Origin of the sequence: Altererythrobacter aquiaggeris, from assembly GCF_037154015.1 — a bacterium.
Taxonomy (GTDB): domain Bacteria; phylum Pseudomonadota; class Alphaproteobacteria; order Sphingomonadales; family Sphingomonadaceae; genus Aestuarierythrobacter; species Aestuarierythrobacter aquiaggeris.
The window spans coordinates 1,930,771-1,947,263 of record NZ_JBANRL010000001.1 but is presented as its reverse complement, the minus strand read 5'-3'; the positions used below and the strand labels follow the sequence as shown (position 1 = coordinate 1,947,263).

At 59.6% G+C, this 16,493-nt stretch carries 18 protein-coding genes; 13 read left to right on the top strand and 5 right to left on the bottom strand.

The genetic code is table 11. The features are described 5' to 3' along the window. Positions 1-19: 19 nt before the first annotated feature. The 3 genes from cysS to WFP06_RS09495 are packed head-to-tail and all read left to right on the top strand — an operon-like array spanning position 20 to position 2,837. Positions 20-1,459 carry a cysteine--tRNA ligase gene (gene cysS / locus WFP06_RS09505; RefSeq protein WP_336986931.1) on the top strand — a complete coding sequence of 480 codons (1,440 nt, stop codon included), beginning with the start codon at positions 20-22 and terminating at the stop codon, positions 1,457-1,459. Continuing rightward, positions 1,459-1,902: an RES family NAD+ phosphorylase gene (locus tag WFP06_RS09500; RefSeq protein WP_336986930.1), complete on the top strand. Its 444-nt coding sequence runs from the start codon at positions 1,459-1,461 to the stop codon at positions 1,900-1,902. Before cysS ends, WFP06_RS09500 begins: the two co-directional genes overlap by 1 nt. Further along, positions 1,899-2,837, top strand: coding sequence for a D-2-hydroxyacid dehydrogenase (locus tag WFP06_RS09495; RefSeq protein ID WP_336986929.1), 939 nt, complete (start codon positions 1,899-1,901; stop codon positions 2,835-2,837). The genes WFP06_RS09500 and WFP06_RS09495 overlap by 4 nt, the downstream gene beginning before the upstream one ends. Here the strand turns inward: WFP06_RS09495 and WFP06_RS09490 are convergent. Together WFP06_RS09490 and WFP06_RS09485 are read right to left on the bottom strand one after the other, a co-directional pair. Beyond that, positions 2,834-3,193 carry a hypothetical protein gene (locus tag WFP06_RS09490; RefSeq protein WP_336986928.1) on the bottom strand — a complete coding sequence of 120 codons (360 nt, stop codon included), beginning with the start codon at positions 3,191-3,193 and terminating at the stop codon, positions 2,834-2,836. The genes WFP06_RS09495 and WFP06_RS09490 overlap by 4 nt on opposite strands. Further along, a complete protein-coding gene (locus WFP06_RS09485) occupies positions 3,183-3,371 on the bottom strand; it encodes a hypothetical protein (protein WP_336986927.1) in 189 nt (62 codons plus the stop codon). The genes WFP06_RS09490 and WFP06_RS09485 overlap by 11 nt, the downstream gene beginning before the upstream one ends. A gap of 109 nt (positions 3,372-3,480) precedes the next feature. Here WFP06_RS09485 and WFP06_RS09480 point away from each other — a divergent pair, with 109 nt between their 5' ends. After that, positions 3,481-4,140: a S24 family peptidase gene (locus WFP06_RS09480; protein ID WP_336986926.1), complete on the top strand. Its 660-nt coding sequence runs from the start codon at positions 3,481-3,483 to the stop codon at positions 4,138-4,140. A gap of 43 nt (positions 4,141-4,183) precedes the next feature. Next, entirely contained in the window at positions 4,184-4,849 is a 666-nt protein-coding gene (locus tag WFP06_RS09475) for an MBL fold metallo-hydrolase (protein WP_336986925.1), read from the top strand. 1 nt (position 4,850) lies between these two features. On the opposite strand, the gene WFP06_RS09470 is transcribed toward WFP06_RS09475, so the two are convergent. Next, positions 4,851-5,240: an MAPEG family protein gene (locus tag WFP06_RS09470; RefSeq protein WP_336986924.1), complete on the bottom strand. Its 390-nt coding sequence runs from the start codon at positions 5,238-5,240 to the stop codon at positions 4,851-4,853. Between the two features lie 200 nt (positions 5,241-5,440). Between WFP06_RS09470 and rpmF the strand changes: the two genes are divergently transcribed. From rpmF to WFP06_RS09440, 6 genes are all read left to right on the top strand, one after another. Then, entirely contained in the window at positions 5,441-5,620 is a 180-nt protein-coding gene (gene rpmF, locus WFP06_RS09465; protein ID WP_336986923.1) for a 50S ribosomal protein L32, read from the top strand. Between the two features lie 24 nt (positions 5,621-5,644). After that, a complete protein-coding gene (plsX, locus tag WFP06_RS09460) occupies positions 5,645-6,694 on the top strand; it encodes a phosphate acyltransferase PlsX (protein ID WP_336986922.1) in 1,050 nt (349 codons plus the stop codon). Then, positions 6,691-7,656, top strand: a complete 966-nt coding sequence (locus tag WFP06_RS09455) for a beta-ketoacyl-ACP synthase III (RefSeq protein ID WP_336986921.1) — start codon at positions 6,691-6,693, stop codon at positions 7,654-7,656. Before plsX ends, WFP06_RS09455 begins: the two co-directional genes overlap by 4 nt. A 122-nt stretch (positions 7,657-7,778) precedes the next feature. Continuing rightward, the gene (locus WFP06_RS09450; protein WP_336986920.1) at positions 7,779-8,075 is read left to right on the top strand and encodes an integration host factor subunit alpha; all 297 of its coding nucleotides are present in this window, start codon (positions 7,779-7,781) and stop codon (positions 8,073-8,075) included. Positions 8,076-8,077: 2 nt separating this feature from the next. Continuing rightward, on the top strand, positions 8,078-8,584 hold the full coding sequence (locus WFP06_RS09445) for a MerR family transcriptional regulator (protein ID WP_336986919.1): 507 nt from the start codon (positions 8,078-8,080) through the stop codon (positions 8,582-8,584). A gap of 82 nt (positions 8,585-8,666) precedes the next feature. Next, entirely contained in the window at positions 8,667-10,100 is a 1,434-nt protein-coding gene (locus WFP06_RS09440; protein WP_336986918.1) for an NAD-dependent succinate-semialdehyde dehydrogenase, read from the top strand. A gap of 30 nt (positions 10,101-10,130) precedes the next feature. Here the strand turns inward: WFP06_RS09440 and WFP06_RS09435 are convergent, their stop codons facing one another. Together WFP06_RS09435 and WFP06_RS09430 are read right to left on the bottom strand one after the other, a co-directional pair. Continuing rightward, a complete protein-coding gene (locus tag WFP06_RS09435) occupies positions 10,131-10,658 on the bottom strand; it encodes a SixA phosphatase family protein (RefSeq protein WP_336986917.1) in 528 nt (175 codons plus the stop codon). A gap of 10 nt (positions 10,659-10,668) precedes the next feature. Beyond that, the gene (locus WFP06_RS09430; protein WP_336986916.1) at positions 10,669-13,416 is read right to left on the bottom strand and encodes an ATP-dependent DNA helicase; all 2,748 of its coding nucleotides are present in this window, start codon (positions 13,414-13,416) and stop codon (positions 10,669-10,671) included. A 343-nt stretch (positions 13,417-13,759) separates the two neighbouring features. On the opposite strand from WFP06_RS09430, the gene WFP06_RS09425 reads away from it, so the two are divergent. Next, entirely contained in the window at positions 13,760-15,370 is a 1,611-nt protein-coding gene (locus WFP06_RS09425; RefSeq protein WP_336986915.1) for a lysine--tRNA ligase, read from the top strand. 5 nt (positions 15,371-15,375) lie between these two features. Beyond that, positions 15,376-16,491: a PAS domain-containing protein gene (locus WFP06_RS09420; RefSeq protein WP_336986914.1), complete on the top strand. Its 1,116-nt coding sequence runs from the start codon at positions 15,376-15,378 to the stop codon at positions 16,489-16,491. Positions 16,492-16,493 lie beyond the last annotated feature (2 nt).

Below are 16,493 nucleotides of genomic sequence, written 5' to 3'. Positions count from 1 at the left end.
GCGGGCAAAGCCGCGCGCGATGACCGATAGCAAACTCCAGCTCTACAACAGCCTGACGCGCGAGCTTGAGCCATTCGAGCCCGTCCATGAGGGCGAAGCGCGCGTTTATACCTGCGGGCCGACCGTCTATAATTACCAGCATATCGGCAATATGCGCGCCTATGTGTTCGCCGATACGCTGGGCCGCACGCTGAGTTGGAAGGGCTACAGGCTCACCCATGTCATCAACATTACTGATGTCGGACATCTGACGTCCGACGCCGATGAGGGCGAGGACAAGATGGAGAAAATGGCTGCGCGCGAGAGTAAATCCGCGTGGGATATTGCAGCCTTTTACGCGGCGGATTTCAAGCAGGATCTGCAACGGCTGAATATCCGCAAGACCGCCCATCCGCGCGCCACCGAATATGTCGATGCGATGATCGAATGGGGCAAGCAGATTGCGCCGGGCCATTGCTACGAGCTGGATAGCGGGCTGTATTTCGATACTTCGACAGTGGCGGGTTACGGGCGGCTGGCCCGCGCTGTGACCGAGGACGGGGAAGGCCGGATCGCCGCAGTCGATGGCAAGCGCAACGCCGCAGATTTCGCCATCTGGCGCAAGACCCCAGATGGGGAAACGCGCCAGATGGAATGGGATTCGCCGTGGGGCAAGGGCGCGCCGGGGTGGCATCTGGAATGCTCGGTCATGGGCGAAAAGCTGCTTGGCTTCCCGTTCGACATTCACACGGGCGGCATCGATCACCGCGAGATTCACCACCCGAACGAAATTGCGCAAAATCAGGCATTTTGCGGCAGCGATGCGTCCGGTGCGCGCATCTGGATGCACAACAATTTTCTCGTCGAGCGCAGCGGCAAAATGTCGAAGAGTTCTGGCGAATTCCTCCGCCTGCAACTGCTGATCGACAAAGGGTATCACCCGCTGGCCTACCGGATGATGTGCCTGCAGGCGCATTACCGCAGCGAGCTGGAGTTTAGCTGGGAAGGGTTGCAGGCCGCGCTGACCCGGCTGAAACGGATGGTGATGGGCGTTGAGAGACTGTGCGGCGCGTTTGCAGCGGATTGGTCGCCAACTTCGCTTGAATGGGTGCTTTCACGACATGCAGAATCTTTTGACCGTTCAATGAGCGAGGATCTCAATACGCCGAAGGCGATTACTTCGTTTGAACACTTGCTGTTCGACAAGAAAATCAGGTCAGATGAGAAGTTCGCCACTCTGAACCTAATGAATGATGTTCTGGGGCTCGATCTATTCAATTTGAAGCGCACCGACCTCCGCATCCGTCCAAAACACGCCACAGTCACCGAATCCGAAATCGAAGACGCACTCGCCCGTCGCAAGGCCGCAAAGGCGGAAAGAGACTTCGCCGCGTCCGACGCAATCCGCGACGAACTCTCGGCCAAAGGCGTCGAACTGATGGATGGCGATCCGCTGGGCTGGGACTGGAAGCTGGGCTGATGCGGCTGTGGCGCCTCACCCGTGCGCCTTATCTGGCACTTGATGGTTCGGGGCCGGAGAAACACGGCGCCCGCTGGGTGTCGCCGGGCAAGCCGGTCATCAATTTTGCGTCCGAGCCCGGTCTCGCCGTACTGGTGGTGCTGCGCTATTTGCCGCGCGACCTTGCCGGAATTGATCAGGATTATGTGCTGGGATGGACCGATGTGGAGGGGGAGCCGGAGCGATTGCCGTTTGTCGAAGACCAGGACGAAAAGCGCCGGATCGGCGACGACTGGCTTGGCTCTGGGCGCTCGCTTCTCGCTACGGTCCAATCGGCGGTGTTGCCAGAAGCTGACGTGATCATGATGAACCCGGCGCATCTCGGTTTTGCCGGCGTCGCACCGCTCACGGCCAGACCGTTCGACTTTCGCCAATGCCTCCACCTGCCGGAGAACCCGCAATGACTATCGCTGTTTTATCCTCGCTGATCCGTCCGGCTATCGAACCGCATCTGCCCGCTTGGCTGGAGCCGCGCTGGTTCGCCTCGACCGACGAGCTGATGGCAATCGTGCCCGAGGCCGAAATCGGCTGGTTCGATCTGTATGATCACGCGCCCATGGCCGAGGCGGTGACCAGGGCGGCCAAACTCAAATGGCTCAATTCGATCTATGCGGGACTGGATTTTCTGCCGCTCGGTCTGTTGGCGGAGCGGAACGTTACAGTGACCAATGGCGCGGGCATCAACGCGATCACTATCGCGGAATATACCGTCATGATGATGCTGACTTACGCGAAGGGTTATCGCGATGTGGTGCGCGCGCAGGACCGGCGCGAATGGCTGACCGATTCGCCCGGCAAGATCGAACTCGCGGGCAGCAAGGCGCTGCTGCTGGGCTACGGCGCGATTGGCAAATTGATCGAAACGCGGCTCACCGCCTTTGATGTGGATGTTGCCATCGTCAGGCGATCCGGCGGGAACAACATTCTCGGGCCGAATGACTGGCAGGGCAGGCTGGGCGAATTCGACTGGATCGTTCTGGCCGTGCCGGGGACGCCCGAAACCGAAGGCATGATCGGGGCGGCTGAAATTGCTGCAATGAAAGACAGCGCCGTGCTGGTGAATATTGCGCGCGGCAGTGTGGTGGATCAGCCTGCACTGATTGCGGCGCTGCGGGACAAGACGCTGGGCGCGGCGCTCCTCGATGTGACCGACCCCGAGCCGTTACCCGCAGATCACGATTTGTGGACCCTGGATAACGCCCACATCACCATGCACCTGTCAGGACGGGCGCAGGACAAGATGTTCCAGCGATCCGCGCAGCGCTTCCTGGAAAATCTGGGGCGTTATCATGCCGGGCAGCCGCTCGAACCGATATTCGATCCCGCGCGCGGCTATTAGGCATCCTCCAGCAATAAAAGCTCGAATTTGACGCGGATCTGCGGGTGCGGCAGCACCGTATGATCGGCAGATATGATCGCCGCGTCCGCAACCAATTGGCCCGGGATGCAGAATTCGTGTTCGGTGAGCTCCGCGATAAGCAGTTCGCCGCCCTCTATCGCTTCGCTGCCGTCAAACGACAGATCGAATGTGTGGCGTGTTCCGGCAAAAGTGATGCTGGCCCAAGACCGTTCGGTATGGCGTTCGATTGTGCCATGACCGCCGGATAGCTCAAGCAGCGCAGCGCGCAGCCGCTCGCCAAGCGATTTTCGCGGCCGTCGGGGGCCGCGAATCTTTGGTCCAGCATCAATCTGCATTGACTGGCTCCGCATAAGTGTTCATGAAATGTTCCACGCGTTCTTCAGTTGCGGGGCGGGGCAGGCGGCCATTGCGCAAATCAAGCACGAAACGCGGATCATGCGTGGCCAATCGCCCGAATTTGGTTGCCGGCATTCCGGTCTGGCGGAGGAATTTTTCAATGGTTCTTATCAGCATGTGCGACCCTGTGATTAGAAGTTGGCGAACGAATCGAAGTGTTGGAAGCCGATAATTCGGCGGTGAAATCCTACTTGTCTAGGAAAAATCTTTCATGTAGGAAGGAAAAATGAAAAACGCGCAGGAAATTACCGACGCAGCACCGCGTGAGCGTCTGTTATCGCTATCCCGCGACAGGAGTGTCAGCCTGTCGTCATTGTCCGATTTGATCGGGCGCAACGCCAGTTATCTCCAGCAGTTCATCCGCAAGGGGAGCCCGCGCAAGCTGGAGGAACAGGACCGCCGCACGCTGGCGCAATTCTTCGGGATCGACGAAACCGAACTGGGCGCCAGTCAGGAAGTGGCAACCGCGGTCAGGCGCAGCAATGATTACGCCGATATCCCGCGTCTGCCGATGGGCGCGTCTGCCGGTCCGGGCGCGCTGGAAGGGTCCGAACTGGCATTTGATTCGCTGGGCTTTTCACGCCTCTGGCTGCGCGAGCAGGGTCTCGACCCCAAAATGCTCAGCGCGATTTCGGTTCAGGGCGATTCGATGGAGCCGGTGCTGCGTGATGGCGATGAAATCCTCGTCGATTGCACGCCGCGTGCGCTGCGCGACGGCATCCATGTCGTGAGGCTGGGCGATACACTGCTGGTAAAGCGTGTTCAGGCGATCGGATCGCAGCGGCTGTCACTGATAAGCCAGAACGAAGCCTATCCCCCGATCGACGTCGATGCGCGCGATGCGCAGGTAATCGGCCGCGTGGTCTGGAAAGGCGGGCGGTTGTAACCTGCCGTTGCAATTGTGCCGATGGCGCGCCATTTCATTGCGCATGACAGAACAATTCCAACCGCCCATGCGCGCCGCCATCCTGCCGGTCACACCCTTGCAACAAAACTGCAGCCTGATCTGGTGCACCAAAACGATGCAGGGTGCTTTGGTCGATCCGGGCGGTGATTTGCCCATGCTGAAGGCCACAGTCGAAAAGGTCGGCGTCAAGCTGGAGAAGCTGCTGGTGACGCACGGCCATATCGATCACTGCGGCGAAGCGGGTGTCCTCGCCAGGGAGCTGGGTCTGACAATCGAAGGCCCGCACGAGGCGGACCGGTTCTGGATTTCGCGGCTGGATGAAGACGGCAAAAAATACGGCATCAATGGCGAAGTGTTTGAACCCGACCGCTGGCTGGAAGACGGCGACCAGGTGACGGTGGGCGAACTGACATTCGATGTCATCCATTGCCCCGGACACACACCGGGCCATGTCATATTCCACCACGCGCCCAGCAAGTTCGCGATTGTCGGTGATGTCCTGTTTCAGGGCTCGATCGGACGGACCGATTTCCCGATGGGCAATCATCAGGATCTGCTCGATTCGATTACCCAGAAGCTATGGCCGCTGGGCGGGGACATTACCTTTATACCCGGACACGGACCCACCAGCACATTTGGTCAGGAGCGTAAAACCAACCAGTTTGTAAGCGATTACGCGATGACCTGAATTACATCACCCCCATGGTGATGAGCGTGGCTACAACTGCCAGTCCAAGCAGGGTCAACAACGTGATAATTGTGCCGATGAAACGGCCTTGCTTGAATGTGCCATCCATCCCGAATGCGTGCGCAACGCGGCCCAGCATGAAAATGCCCGCCACAAATGCCAGCCAGCCGCCGCCTTTGCCGGACAATTCGATCGCCGCGATCAGGAACAGCGCAAATGGCGTGGTTTCGACGAAATTCATTTGCGCCCGCATCCGGCGGATCAACGGTTCGCTGCCGCCGTCCCCGACGGAGATATTTTCGGCGCGGCGTATGGCGCCGATCCGGATCATCAGCCAGATTGTCAAAATCCCGGCAGCGGCGGCGGCGGTAAGTGTTACGGGCAGCAGCATCAAAATTCCCCCTGATTTGGTTTCAAGCAGCTACTGACATATGCATTAGGATGCAACGGCGGCTTGCATCTGGAACGGATTGCGGTATAGGCCGCCACTTCGCTGCTTAGCCGGAACTTCCGGATGCCGCCTTGTGCGGTGCCTACCCTTCGCCTAAAGCGGCCCCGACAACAACAGATCTAGACAGAATAGGTGCCGCAATGGCTGTCCCTAAAAGAAAAGTATCGCCGCATCGTCGTGGCAACCGTCGTTCGCATGATTCGCTGAAGGTGGAAGCCTTCCACGAATGCAATAATTGCGGCGAACTCAAGCGTCCGCACAATCTGTGTGCTGCCTGTGGTCACTACAACGGCCGCGAAGTCATCGCTGTCGGCCTCTAAAATCCTCCAACCGGAGAACGCCTGATGGATTTTCCGCGTATCGCCATAGACGCGATGGGCGGTGATGAAGGCGTGCGGGTGATGATTGACGGCGCTGCAATGGCGCGCCGCAAACATACCAATTTCAAATTCCTGCTGGTGGGTGATGAGGCGCGGATCAAAGCTGCGCTGACCGAGCATCCCGGAATGGCCGGCGCGTCGGAAATCCTCCACGCTCCCGATGTTGTCGGCGGCGATGAAAAGCCGACGCAGGCTTTGCGGCGGGCAAAAACCACCTCCATGGGGCTGGCAATCAACGCCGTTAAAACCGGTGCTGCGGGTGCCGCCGTAAGCGCGGGCAACACCGGTGCGCTGATGGCGATGAGCAAGCTGGCATTGCGGACCATGCCGGGTATCGACCGGCCGGCGCTTGCGGCCTTGATGCCCACACTCGAAGATCACGATGTCATCATGCTCGATCTGGGTGCCAATACCGATTGCGATGCGCGCAATCTGGTCCAGTTTGCCATTATGGGCGCTGCATATTCGCGTATTCTGACCCACCGCGACAAACCCCGCGTCCGGTTGCTGAATATCGGCACGGAGGAGCTGAAAGGCACCGACCAGTTGCAGGATGCTGCGGCCCAGCTCAAACAGGCCACCGGGCTGGCCATGCAGTTTGACGGTTTCGTCGAAGCGGACAAGATTAACCGCGGCAAAGTTGACGTTGTCGTGACTGACGGATTTTCGGGCAATATCGCGCTGAAAGCTATCGAAGGCACTGCACGGTTCGTAACCGATCTGTTGCGCGCGGCATTTACCAGCTCGATTCGCTCGAAAGTCGGCTTTCTGGTTTCCCGTCCGGCGACGGAATTGCTCAAGCATCACCTTGATCCCAACAATCACAACGGCGCGGTTTTTCTCGGCCTCAATGGCGTCATCGTGAAAAGCCACGGTAGCGCCAATGCGCTGGGCGTCGCCAATGCCGTCACGGTTGCGGCGCGGCTGCTGGAAGAAAAACTGACCGAACGGATTATTTCCGATCTGGCGTCGCTGTCATCGGCAAATGCAGGAAGCGTGGGCGCGGATAAATGATCCGTTCGGTTATCCGCGGCAGCGGCTCGGCATTGCCCGGGCGCGCGGTCAGCAATGCCGAACTCGCAAAAACCGTCGATACCAGTGACGAATGGATCGTCGAACGCACAGGCATTCGCAACCGTTACATCGCTGGCGATGATGAAACCACGTCCAGCCTGGCAACCGCGGCAGCACGCGCCGCGCTGTCATCTGCCGGCATCGATGCAGGCGATATCGATCTCATCATTCTTGCCACCGCAACCCCCGACCAGACCTTTCCGGCAACCGCCACGACCGTGCAGCATCAACTCGGCTGCAATGGCGGGATTGCGTTTGACGTTGCGGCGGTCTGTTCCGGTTTTCTTTACGCCATGGCAACAGCGGATTCGATGCTGAAAACGGGGTTGGCGAAGCGTGCGCTGGTTATCGGTGCGGAAACGTTCAGCCGGATTCTGGACTGGGAAGACCGGACAACCTGCGTACTTTTCGGCGACGGCGCAGGCGCTATCGTGCTTGAAGCCCGCGACGTGGCAGCAGATGGTCCGGGAGTTCTTGCCACAAGATTGCACGCCGATGGGGCGCATAACGATCTGCTGTATGTCGATGGCGGACCATCCACCACGGGCACAGTCGGCAAATTGCGGATGAAAGGGCCCGAGGTTTTCCGCCATGCGGTGGTAAACCTTTCTTCCGTGCTGAAAGAAACACTTGCAGAGGTTGATTTGGCGGCCACCGACATCGATTGGGTGGTGCCGCACCAGGCCAATGCGCGCATCCTCGACGCGACCGCGCGCAAGCTGGGGCTGCCCGCAGAAAAAATCATCGTAACCGTGGACCGGCACGCCAACACTTCGGCCGCCTCGGTTCCGCTCGCATTCGACACCGGCGTGAAGGATGGCCGGATCAAGCCCGGAAATCTCGTGATGTTCGAAGCGATGGGGGGCGGTTTTACCTGGGGCGCTTGTCTCGTGAGGATGTGAAGCGGCAATTGCCAGCGCGGTGAATAAGCTGCAGTCTTCCATTGAAAAGACGAGAAAAACTGCTAATATCGACAGTATAATTTAATCGCGGGTCGCGCCGTAATATTTGGGAGGGCAGTTTTATGGGTTCTGCAGGTACCTTGACCCGCGCCGACTTGGCCGAATCTATCAGTCGCAAAATGGGATTTTCACGAACCGAGTCTCTCGATTTTGTCGAAGCCATCCTGCGCCACATGTGCGCATCTATGACCAGCGGCGAAAATGTGAAGATCTCCGGCTTCGGCAGTTTCATTCTGCGCGACAAGAAAGAACGGGTCGGCCGCAATCCCAAAACCGGTGTCGAAGTACCTATCACTCCGCGCCGCGTCATGACATTTCGCGCCAGCCAGATCCTTAAGGAACGGATCGTAAAAGGCTGACTATGGCGGGCCCTGCTTTCACCGCTCCTGTTTTCCATGATGGTAAGGACGACGGGGCGCTCCGCACAATCGGCGAAGTTGTTGCGGCCACCGGTATCAAGGCCCACGTGCTGCGTTATTGGGAACAACAATTCCCAATATTGAAACCGCTCAAACGCAGTGGCGGCAGGCGATATTACCGGACCGAGGATGTGGCGCTGGTGATGGCGATCGACCGGTTGGTCAACCAGCAGGGTTATACGTTGCGCGGGGCGCGCAAGGCTTTGGGCGCGTTTTCGGGCGCGGCATTGAAAAGCGGCGATGGCGCATCCGCCCAGCCGCATACGCTGCCTGCACCGTCTGCGGGACAGGCGGCGGGACAGGCGGCGGGACAGGCGGCGGGACAGGCCGATCCAGCACGCGGCCAGCAAACAGACACCGGCGAGCAGACAGATGCTTTGCAGCGATCCGAATTTGTCCCCCGCCTGCGCGAAATCCGAAACCGGCTGGCGGCGGCACTGGAAGCCTGAAACCGGGCATGGCCGGCGGCGGACGTATCGCCTAAAGACCCAAAAATCATCATTCGCCTGTTTACCCGCAGAGGCTTTTCCCATGTCCGCAGAATATCACGCCAACCTTGCCCTTTATATCGATGGACAATGGAGATCGGGCGAAGGGCGCGAAACCCATAATGTCGTCAATCCCGCGACGGGTGCGGAAATAGCGAAGCTGCCGTTGGCAACTACGCAGGATCTCGACGATGCACTGGCGGCGTCGGAAAAAGGGTTCGCCATATGGCGCGCGACCGACGTGGACCAGCGCGGCGCAATCTTGCGCAAGGCGGCGGAACTGTTGCGCAGCAGGGCCAGCGAAATCGGGACATTATTGACGCTGGAGCAGGGTAAGCCGATTGCCGAAGCCACGGGCGAAGTGATGGGCGCCGCGCAAATTCTGGATTGGTCGGCAGAAGAGGCCAAACGGATTTACGGGCGGGTGCTGGTGCGGCCTTCGGGACAGCGTTCGATCGTCATCAAACAGCCGATCGGCCCAGTCGCCGCGTTCAGCCCGTGGAATTTCCCGATCTATCTGATGGCCAAAAAATTGGGTCCTGCGCTGGCTTCGGGATGTTCGGTCATTTCCAAACCGCCGGAAGAAACACCGGGTTGCTGCGGCGCGTTGATACAGGCGCTGCACGATGCCGGACTGCCCGCAGGCGTCGCGCAATTGGTCCACGGTGTGCCCGATACGGTAAGCCGCCATTTGATGGGATCGCGCATAATCCGCAAGGTCAGCTTCACCGGTTCGGTGGGCGTGGGCAAACATCTGATGAAACTGGCGGCTGACAATTTGCAGCGCGTGACGATGGAACTGGGCGGCCATGCCCCCGTCCTGATCTTCGATGATTGCGATCTGGAAAAGACGCTCGACATGGTTGTCCCGCAGAAATTCCGCAACGCCGGCCAGGTTTGCGTTTCGCCGACCCGGTTTTACGTCCAGGACGCGATTTATGACCGGTTTATCGAAGGCTTTGCCAAACGCACCCAGGCAGTGAAAACGGGCAGCGGTATGGATGCGGCAACCAATATGGGACCGCTTGCCAACAGCCGCCGGCCTGACGCAATCGAAGACCTTGTCGGCAATGCAATTGCCAGCGGCGCACGCGTAATGGCGGGTGGATCACGCGGCGATAGCGGGTTCTTTTTCCAGCCGACCTTGCTGGCCGATGTGCCCGACAGCGCCGCAATCATGAATAACGAACCGTTTGGCCCGGTGGCTGTATCGGCACGGTTCGATACGCTGGAAGATGCCATCGCGAAGGCCAACCGGCTGCCGTTCGGGCTGGCAGCCTTCGCCTTCACCGAAAACGGTCGGCGCGCAAATATTCTGGGCGATTCCATCGAAGCGGGGATGATCGGGATCAACAGCTTCGCAATCGGCGGTGTCGATACGCCTTTTGGCGGGGTGAAGGATTCCGGCTTCGGAAGCGAGGGCGGTCCCGAAGGCTTCGATGCCTATCTGGTGACCAAGGCCATCCATCAGGCCTGAGCGCACAAGCCGCGTTTCAGCTTTTGCGATTCATTCTTCGGGCCCGAGCTCCGGATCGAGATCGCGCGGCCGCTTGAGATGCACCAATTTGCCGCAATTACCCGACAGCTCGCGCCAACTGGCGATATCCAGTTCAAGCACCGCGTGCGTTGCAGTCGGAAATTTTCCGGCAGCCTCGTCAAAAAGATCGGTTTCCTGCGACGGCGGAACAATGTCGAAAATCAGATCCTGCAAGCCCGGATTGTGGCCGACCAACAACAACGTATCGTTATCACCGCCGGCCTCGCGGATCAGCTCCATCAGGGTTGCCGAACTGGCCAGATAAACGCGCTGGTCCCAAGTCACATCCGCATCGGGGAGGGCTTCGGCGATTGTCTGCCTGACCCGCTCTGCCGGACTGGCCAGCACTTGCGCCCAGACAATTTCCTGCCCGGCAACATGGCGGCCCATCAGCGCCGCACCGCGTCGCCCGCGCGCATTCAGCCCGCGGTCGAAATCGCGCTTCGCCAGATCGTCCCAATCTGACTTGGCATGGCGCAGCAGGCCCAGTGTTTTCATAGTGCAGTTCTCAAAGCGGGGTCGATCCTTCCGGGTGCCTGGCATCGTGCGTCTGGCCGGTGCTTTCAGAAACACCTGCCGCGACCCGTTGTAAAGCCTCGTCGAGTGTCAATCTGATGACGGGCGTGCCGGCCGGGAATGCCGTCAGCAATCTGCTCGGGAATGCGGCCGATAGCACAATGAAGTGCCCGCGGTCGTTTTTATTGCGGATCAACCGGCCGAATGCCTGCGACAGCTTCGCGCGGATCATCCTGTCGTCATATGCGCTGCCGCCGTTTGCGGCGCGGCGGGCGCGGTGCAGAATGCTGGGTTTGGGCCACGGCACGCCTTCCAGAACGACGCAGCGCAAACTCTCGCCCGGCACATCCACTCCGTCGCGCAAGGCATCGGTGCCAAGCAGCGATGCCTTGCGGTCATCGCGGAAGATATCGACCAGCGTTCCGGTGTCGATCGGATCGACATGCTGCGCGTATAGCGGCAAACCGGTCCGCGCCAGCCGGTCGGCGATGCGGCCATAAACGGCGCGCAGCCGCCGGATTGCAGTGAACAGCCCCAAAACGCCCCCGCCGGCAGCCTCGATAATGCGCGCATATCCGCCCGCCAGCGCGGGGATATCGCCGCGTTTGATGTCGGTCACGATCAGCACTTCGGCCTGGCTGGCATAGTCGAACGGGCTGCTGGCGGACGACAGTTGCGGAGAAACCAAGATGTGGGCCGCGCCCGACCGCGCGATTGCGCTGTCCCAGTCTTCGCCCGTCGCGGCCTGATCCAGCAGCGTGGCACTGGTCAGCATCACGCCGTGTGCGGGTTCAAGCACGACTTTCGCGAACGGTTTCATCGGGTCGAGGAACCGGCGGTGGATACCCACGTCAAACTCGCGCGCGTCGGATCTGTCCACTGCCAGCCAATCGACAAAATCGGGGTCGGCCGGGCCGCCCATCCGGCCCAGCAGCGATTCCCACGCTTGCAATGTGTCGATCCGCCAGCCCAGCGAATAGCGCGCGCCTTCGATCCGTGCGCGGCCCTGAGCGTCCAGCCAGTCGGGCGGGTCTTCGATTATCGCCTCGAGGCGGACGCCCAGTTTTACAAGCGGCTGGCGCACTGCATCAAGCGCCGCGGCTGCCTGTCCGGCGAGTTCGACAAAATTGCCTTCAAACCCCGCCGCTTCGGTTTCGATTCCGTAACCCGCTTCCTGCCCGCCGCTTTCATCGCGCGCATAGGTTACGGCGCGCACCGCAGCGAGCAATTTTTCGATCGGGCCAAACGGCTCTGCATCGACCAGACGCTGCAACCAGCCATCCGAGGGCAGCGCTTCTGCTGCGCGGCATGCGGCGGTAACGGCAATTCCGCCCGCTTCGTCATAGCTGGCGACATCCGCAAGTCTGGCCGCAAGCCCTCTGCGCCGACCTTTGGAGCCGCGTTCGGGCCCGATAATCCAGCGGCGCAGTTCGATGGCTTCCTGTCCGGTCAGCGCGGCCGCAAACGTCGAATCGGCGGCCTCGAACACATGATGCCCTTCGTCGAACACGATCCGCGTCGGGCGCTGCGCATGATCGCGGCCGCGTGCCGCATTGACCATGACCAGCGCGTGATTGGCGATCACCAGATCAGCCCCCGCGCTGGCCTTGGCAGAGCGTTCGATGAAGCATTTGCGGTAATGCGGACATCCCGCATACACACATTCGCCGCGTTGGTCGGTCAGCGCCTTGATGCCGCGTTGGCGAAACAATGTCCCCAGCCATCCGGGCAAATCGCCGCCGATCATGTCGCCGTCGCGGCTGTATGCGGCCCAGCGGGCGACCATTTGCGCCAGAATGGCTGCGCGTCCGCCAAACCCGCCTTGCAACGCGTCTTCCAGATTGAGCAGGCACAGATAGTTTTCGCGCCCTTTGCGGACAACCACCGGCTGCGTACCGTCGGCGCGCCGTTCAGGCCATGCACGGCGGCTTTCCTGACGCAGCTGACGCTGCAGGTTCTTGGTGAAGGTCGATACCCATACAGTGCCGCCCGAAACGCCGGTCCACAATGATGCCGGTGCGAGATAACCCAGCGTCTTGCCAACCCCGGTACCCGCCTGCGCCAAGGCAAGATGCGGCAGCTTTTCACGCCTCCGGGGCGCGAATATCCTGGCTGCATCGCGGGCATAGGCGCGTTGCCCTTCGCGGCGTTCGGAGCCTTCGCCCGTTAGCCGGTCCAGCTGCGTCTCGACATCCCTTGGCACCAGAGTGACCTGTGCCGGCTGGGGGCGCTCGGGCATTTCCTCCCATTCGGGAAGTTTGGCAAACAACCATCTTTCAGCGGAGTCCGGGCGCCTGATATATGGTGCCAGCACGCCGGCCCATGGCCAGCGCAGGCGGGCAAGCGATTGCAGAACCGACCACGCGCCGTCACGTTCTTCCCACGCGCCGCTTTCGCAGACCGCGATGATAGCGCCCGCAGCGGCTTGCAGAAAATCCGGGACATCGGAATCTTTTTCCGGCGCCGCAATATGCATCGCTTCGGCCAGACCTTTGGGTGTCGGCACGACAAACCGCGCCGGATGGACAAATGCGTAAAGTTCCAGCAGATCGAGCCCCGACAGATCAGGATAACCCAGCCTGCTGGCGACCAGCGGGGCGTTCAGCATCAGCAGCGGGGTATCCGCCGCTGCCATGATCGCTTCGCCCTTGGACAATCCGCCGGTGTCGCCATTTGCAGGCCGCAACCAGACCCCGCCATGCGAAGCGTGAATTGCGGGCAGGGGAAGCGGGGCGGCCATCGGCTCAAGCTATGGAAAGCACGGCCGGAAAAGTAAACGCAGCCCGGCGAATTTTCTCTATTTGTCGGGGCGGCAGCGGCTTTGGTTGCCCGCGCACAGAGCCGTCAAGTGCATCGGCCAGGGCGCTCTGTCCTACACCGTGCAGCTTCGCTAGTTTGCCGCTATGCCTGCCGGACCGCTTCTTCTGCGTGAAACCTCGAATGTCCCATCGCGTTATTTCTGGATGCAAACCTATGGTAAATAATGGTAAATCTGGCCGCGGCACAGAGTTACAGGGTGTAACTAGTGTAACCCTAAATCCTTCGCACTTGCACAATTCGCAACAACGGGCGAAAGCCGTTGCATGAATGATATAACCCTTCGCGAAGCTGCAGAAAATTCCAAGGCATGGCCGTTTCTGGAAGCCCAGCGGCTTGCCAAACGGCATCGCAATGGCAAGCCGGGCGGTGCGCCCATTTTGTTCGAAACAGGTTATGGTCCCTCCGGCCTGCCGCATATCGGCACCTTTCAGGAAGTGCTCAGAACAACTTTTGTCCGGCGCGCTTACGAAGCCTTGACGGGCGAGGCCACGCGCCTTGTCGCGTTTAGCGATGATATGGACGGTTTCCGCAAAGTCCCGACCAATCTGCCCAATCAGGCGATGCTTGGCGAACATCTTGGCAAGCCGCTTTGCCGCATTCCCGACCCGTTCGAAAAATACGATAGTTTCGCGGCGCATAACAATGCGATGCTGCGCGAATTTCTCGACCGATTCGGCTTCGAGTACGAGTTTATTGCCTCATCCGACCGTTATCATTCGGGCCAGTTCGACGATGCCTTAAAAAACGTGCTCGCCAACAATCAGGCGATACTGGACATAATGCTGCCGACATTACGCGCGGAACGTGCCGCGACCTATTCGCCGATCATGCCCATTTCGCCCACCACGGGCACAGTGCTGCAGGTGCCCGTCGAAGTGGTCGATGCCGAAGCGGGTATGATCCGGTTTACCGATGAAGACGGCAGCACCGTCGAACAATCGGCACTGGGCGGTCAGGCCAAGCTGCAATGGAAAGTCGATTTTGCCATGCGCTGGGTCGCGCTGGGCGTGGACTATGAAATGTACGGCAAGGATTTGACCGATACCGGTGTGCAATCGGGAAAAATTGCCAAGGTGCTGGGCGGCCGCAAGCCTGACGGATTGATTTACGAGCTGTTCCTTGATGCCAACGGCGAAAAAATATCCAAATCGAAAGGCAATGGCCTGACGATCGAGGAATGGCTGCAATATGGCAGCCAGGATTCGCTGGGCTTTTATATTTTTCCCAATCCCAAAAGCGCCAAACAACTGCACGCAGGCGTGATCCCGCGCGCAGTCGATGATTATTGGCAATTCCGCGAGCGTCTGGCCGAACAACCGCTCGACAAGCAATTGGGTAACCCGGCATGGCATCTGCTGCGTGCGAACAGGCATTTTGAAGATGCCGCCGCACCCGGTGCCGGCGATGCTCTTCCGGTTACTTACGGGCTTTTGCTTAACCTGATTGGTGTAATCGGCGCCGATGCGACGCGCGACCAGATCTGGTCCTATCTTGGTAATTACATCGATGACGCAACGCCAGAGGCGCACCCCAAGCTGGACGAACTGGTCACCAGCGCGCTCAATTACAACCGCGAATTTGTCGCACCGACAATGGTCAAGCGCGCGCCTGACGGCAACGAAGCAGCGGCGCTGAAGGCGTTGGACGAAGCCTTGGCCGGGCTGCCGGCCGATGTGTCGGCGGAAGATTTGCAAACCCGGGTTTACGAGATCGGAAAGCAGGAGGAATTCGGCTTCGAAAATCTGCGTGACTGGTTCAGGGCGCTGTACGAAACATTGCTGGGAAGTGCCCAGGGCCCGCGGATGGGAAGCTTCATCGCCCTTTACGGCATTGAAAATACCCGTAAACTCATTGCAGAGGCACTAGGGCGATAAATTGAATGGCTAGCACGACAATTCCGGGAAAATCCTCGCCGACCGCGCAGGTGATGCTTCAGATTGACCAGCGCGGTCTGGATACTTCACCCAATCACGACCCCGCAACGCTGCGGATTGATCCGGCGCGGCTGTTCACGCAGGCGACCGAACAAACGCGCATGGCACTGTGCATATCGGATCCGTTTGCTGCGGATGAACCGATTGTTTATGTAAATCAGGCGTTTGTCGAACTGACGGGTTATTCGCGGCAAGAGATTGTCGGGCGAAATTGCCGCTTCCTGCAGGGCGAAAAGACTGACCCGGACGCTTCGGGTAAGATCCGCAAGGCACTGGAGGAATGTGCCGTTGCGGTGGTCGATATTCTCAATTACCGGAAAGACGGGTCTGCGTTCTGGAACGCGCTGCATGTCGGTCCGATTTTTGCCGAAGACGGGTCATTGGCGTATTTTTACGGTTCGCAGTGGGATATCACCGATATCATCAAGGAGCGTGAAGACAGCTTGCGGCAGATTCAGGTGAACAAGGAACTGCAGCACCGCACCGACAATCTGTTTGCAGTGATTCAGGCGATCGTATCGATGACCGCGCGCGGCGAAACGGATGCCGATCAGTTGGCCCAGCGCATCGGTGAACGCATTGAGGCGCTTTCTATCGCGCACCGGGCATCGCTAAAGGCTGGCAGCGACAAGGGGCGGCCAGCTGATCTGGGCGGTCTGGTGCGCGCTATCATGAAACCCTATCGCGGCGGTGCGGACGAACAGGTGAATCTGACAGGCGGTGATGTCCCCTTGCCGCCGGCCACGATTACGCCGTTGGGGCTGGCGCTGCATGAACTTGCGACCAATGCGGTTAAATATGGCGCGCTGAGTGTGCCGGAAGGTTCGGTGTGTATCGATTGGGCCATTAAAAACGGCGAACTGATCATCTGCTGGACCGAACAGAACGGGCCGGTCATAAAACTGACCGATGGAGAGCCGGAAATAAACGGCGGGGGCAATGGCTCACGCATGGTAAAAGGGATGTTGCGCGGGCTCGGGGGCAGGGTAGAAATGACCTTCGATCCCAAGGGGCTGGACGCCACCATCCATTTGCCGCTGCCCGAAGATACCGCGGACTAAGC

Excerpts from the sequence above, each read along its gene's own strand:
- cysS (WP_336986931.1), top strand. The coding sequence starts at position 20 with ATGACCGATAGCAAACTCCAGCTCTACAACAGCCTGACGCGCGAGCTT.
- WFP06_RS09500 (WP_336986930.1), top strand. The coding sequence starts at position 1,459 with ATGCGGCTGTGGCGCCTCACCCGTGCGCCTTATCTGGCACTTGATGGT.
- WFP06_RS09495 (WP_336986929.1), top strand. The coding sequence starts at position 1,899 with ATGACTATCGCTGTTTTATCCTCGCTGATCCGTCCGGCTATCGAACCG.
- WFP06_RS09490 (WP_336986928.1), bottom strand. The coding sequence starts at position 3,193 with ATGCAGATTGATGCTGGACCAAAGATTCGCGGCCCCCGACGGCCGCGA.
- WFP06_RS09485 (WP_336986927.1), bottom strand. The coding sequence starts at position 3,371 with ATGCTGATAAGAACCATTGAAAAATTCCTCCGCCAGACCGGAATGCCG.
- WFP06_RS09480 (WP_336986926.1), top strand. The coding sequence starts at position 3,481 with ATGAAAAACGCGCAGGAAATTACCGACGCAGCACCGCGTGAGCGTCTG.
- WFP06_RS09475 (WP_336986925.1), top strand. The coding sequence starts at position 4,184 with ATGACAGAACAATTCCAACCGCCCATGCGCGCCGCCATCCTGCCGGTC.
- WFP06_RS09470 (WP_336986924.1), bottom strand. The coding sequence starts at position 5,240 with ATGCTGCTGCCCGTAACACTTACCGCCGCCGCCGCTGCCGGGATTTTG.
- rpmF (WP_336986923.1), top strand. The coding sequence starts at position 5,441 with ATGGCTGTCCCTAAAAGAAAAGTATCGCCGCATCGTCGTGGCAACCGT.
- plsX (WP_336986922.1), top strand. The coding sequence starts at position 5,645 with ATGGATTTTCCGCGTATCGCCATAGACGCGATGGGCGGTGATGAAGGC.
- WFP06_RS09455 (WP_336986921.1), top strand. The coding sequence starts at position 6,691 with ATGATCCGTTCGGTTATCCGCGGCAGCGGCTCGGCATTGCCCGGGCGC.
- WFP06_RS09450 (WP_336986920.1), top strand. The coding sequence starts at position 7,779 with ATGGGTTCTGCAGGTACCTTGACCCGCGCCGACTTGGCCGAATCTATC.
- WFP06_RS09445 (WP_336986919.1), top strand. The coding sequence starts at position 8,078 with ATGGCGGGCCCTGCTTTCACCGCTCCTGTTTTCCATGATGGTAAGGAC.
- WFP06_RS09440 (WP_336986918.1), top strand. The coding sequence starts at position 8,667 with ATGTCCGCAGAATATCACGCCAACCTTGCCCTTTATATCGATGGACAA.
- WFP06_RS09435 (WP_336986917.1), bottom strand. The coding sequence starts at position 10,658 with ATGAAAACACTGGGCCTGCTGCGCCATGCCAAGTCAGATTGGGACGAT.
- WFP06_RS09430 (WP_336986916.1), bottom strand. The coding sequence starts at position 13,416 with ATGGCCGCCCCGCTTCCCCTGCCCGCAATTCACGCTTCGCATGGCGGG.
- WFP06_RS09425 (WP_336986915.1), top strand. The coding sequence starts at position 13,760 with ATGAATGATATAACCCTTCGCGAAGCTGCAGAAAATTCCAAGGCATGG.
- WFP06_RS09420 (WP_336986914.1), top strand. The coding sequence starts at position 15,376 with ATGGCTAGCACGACAATTCCGGGAAAATCCTCGCCGACCGCGCAGGTG.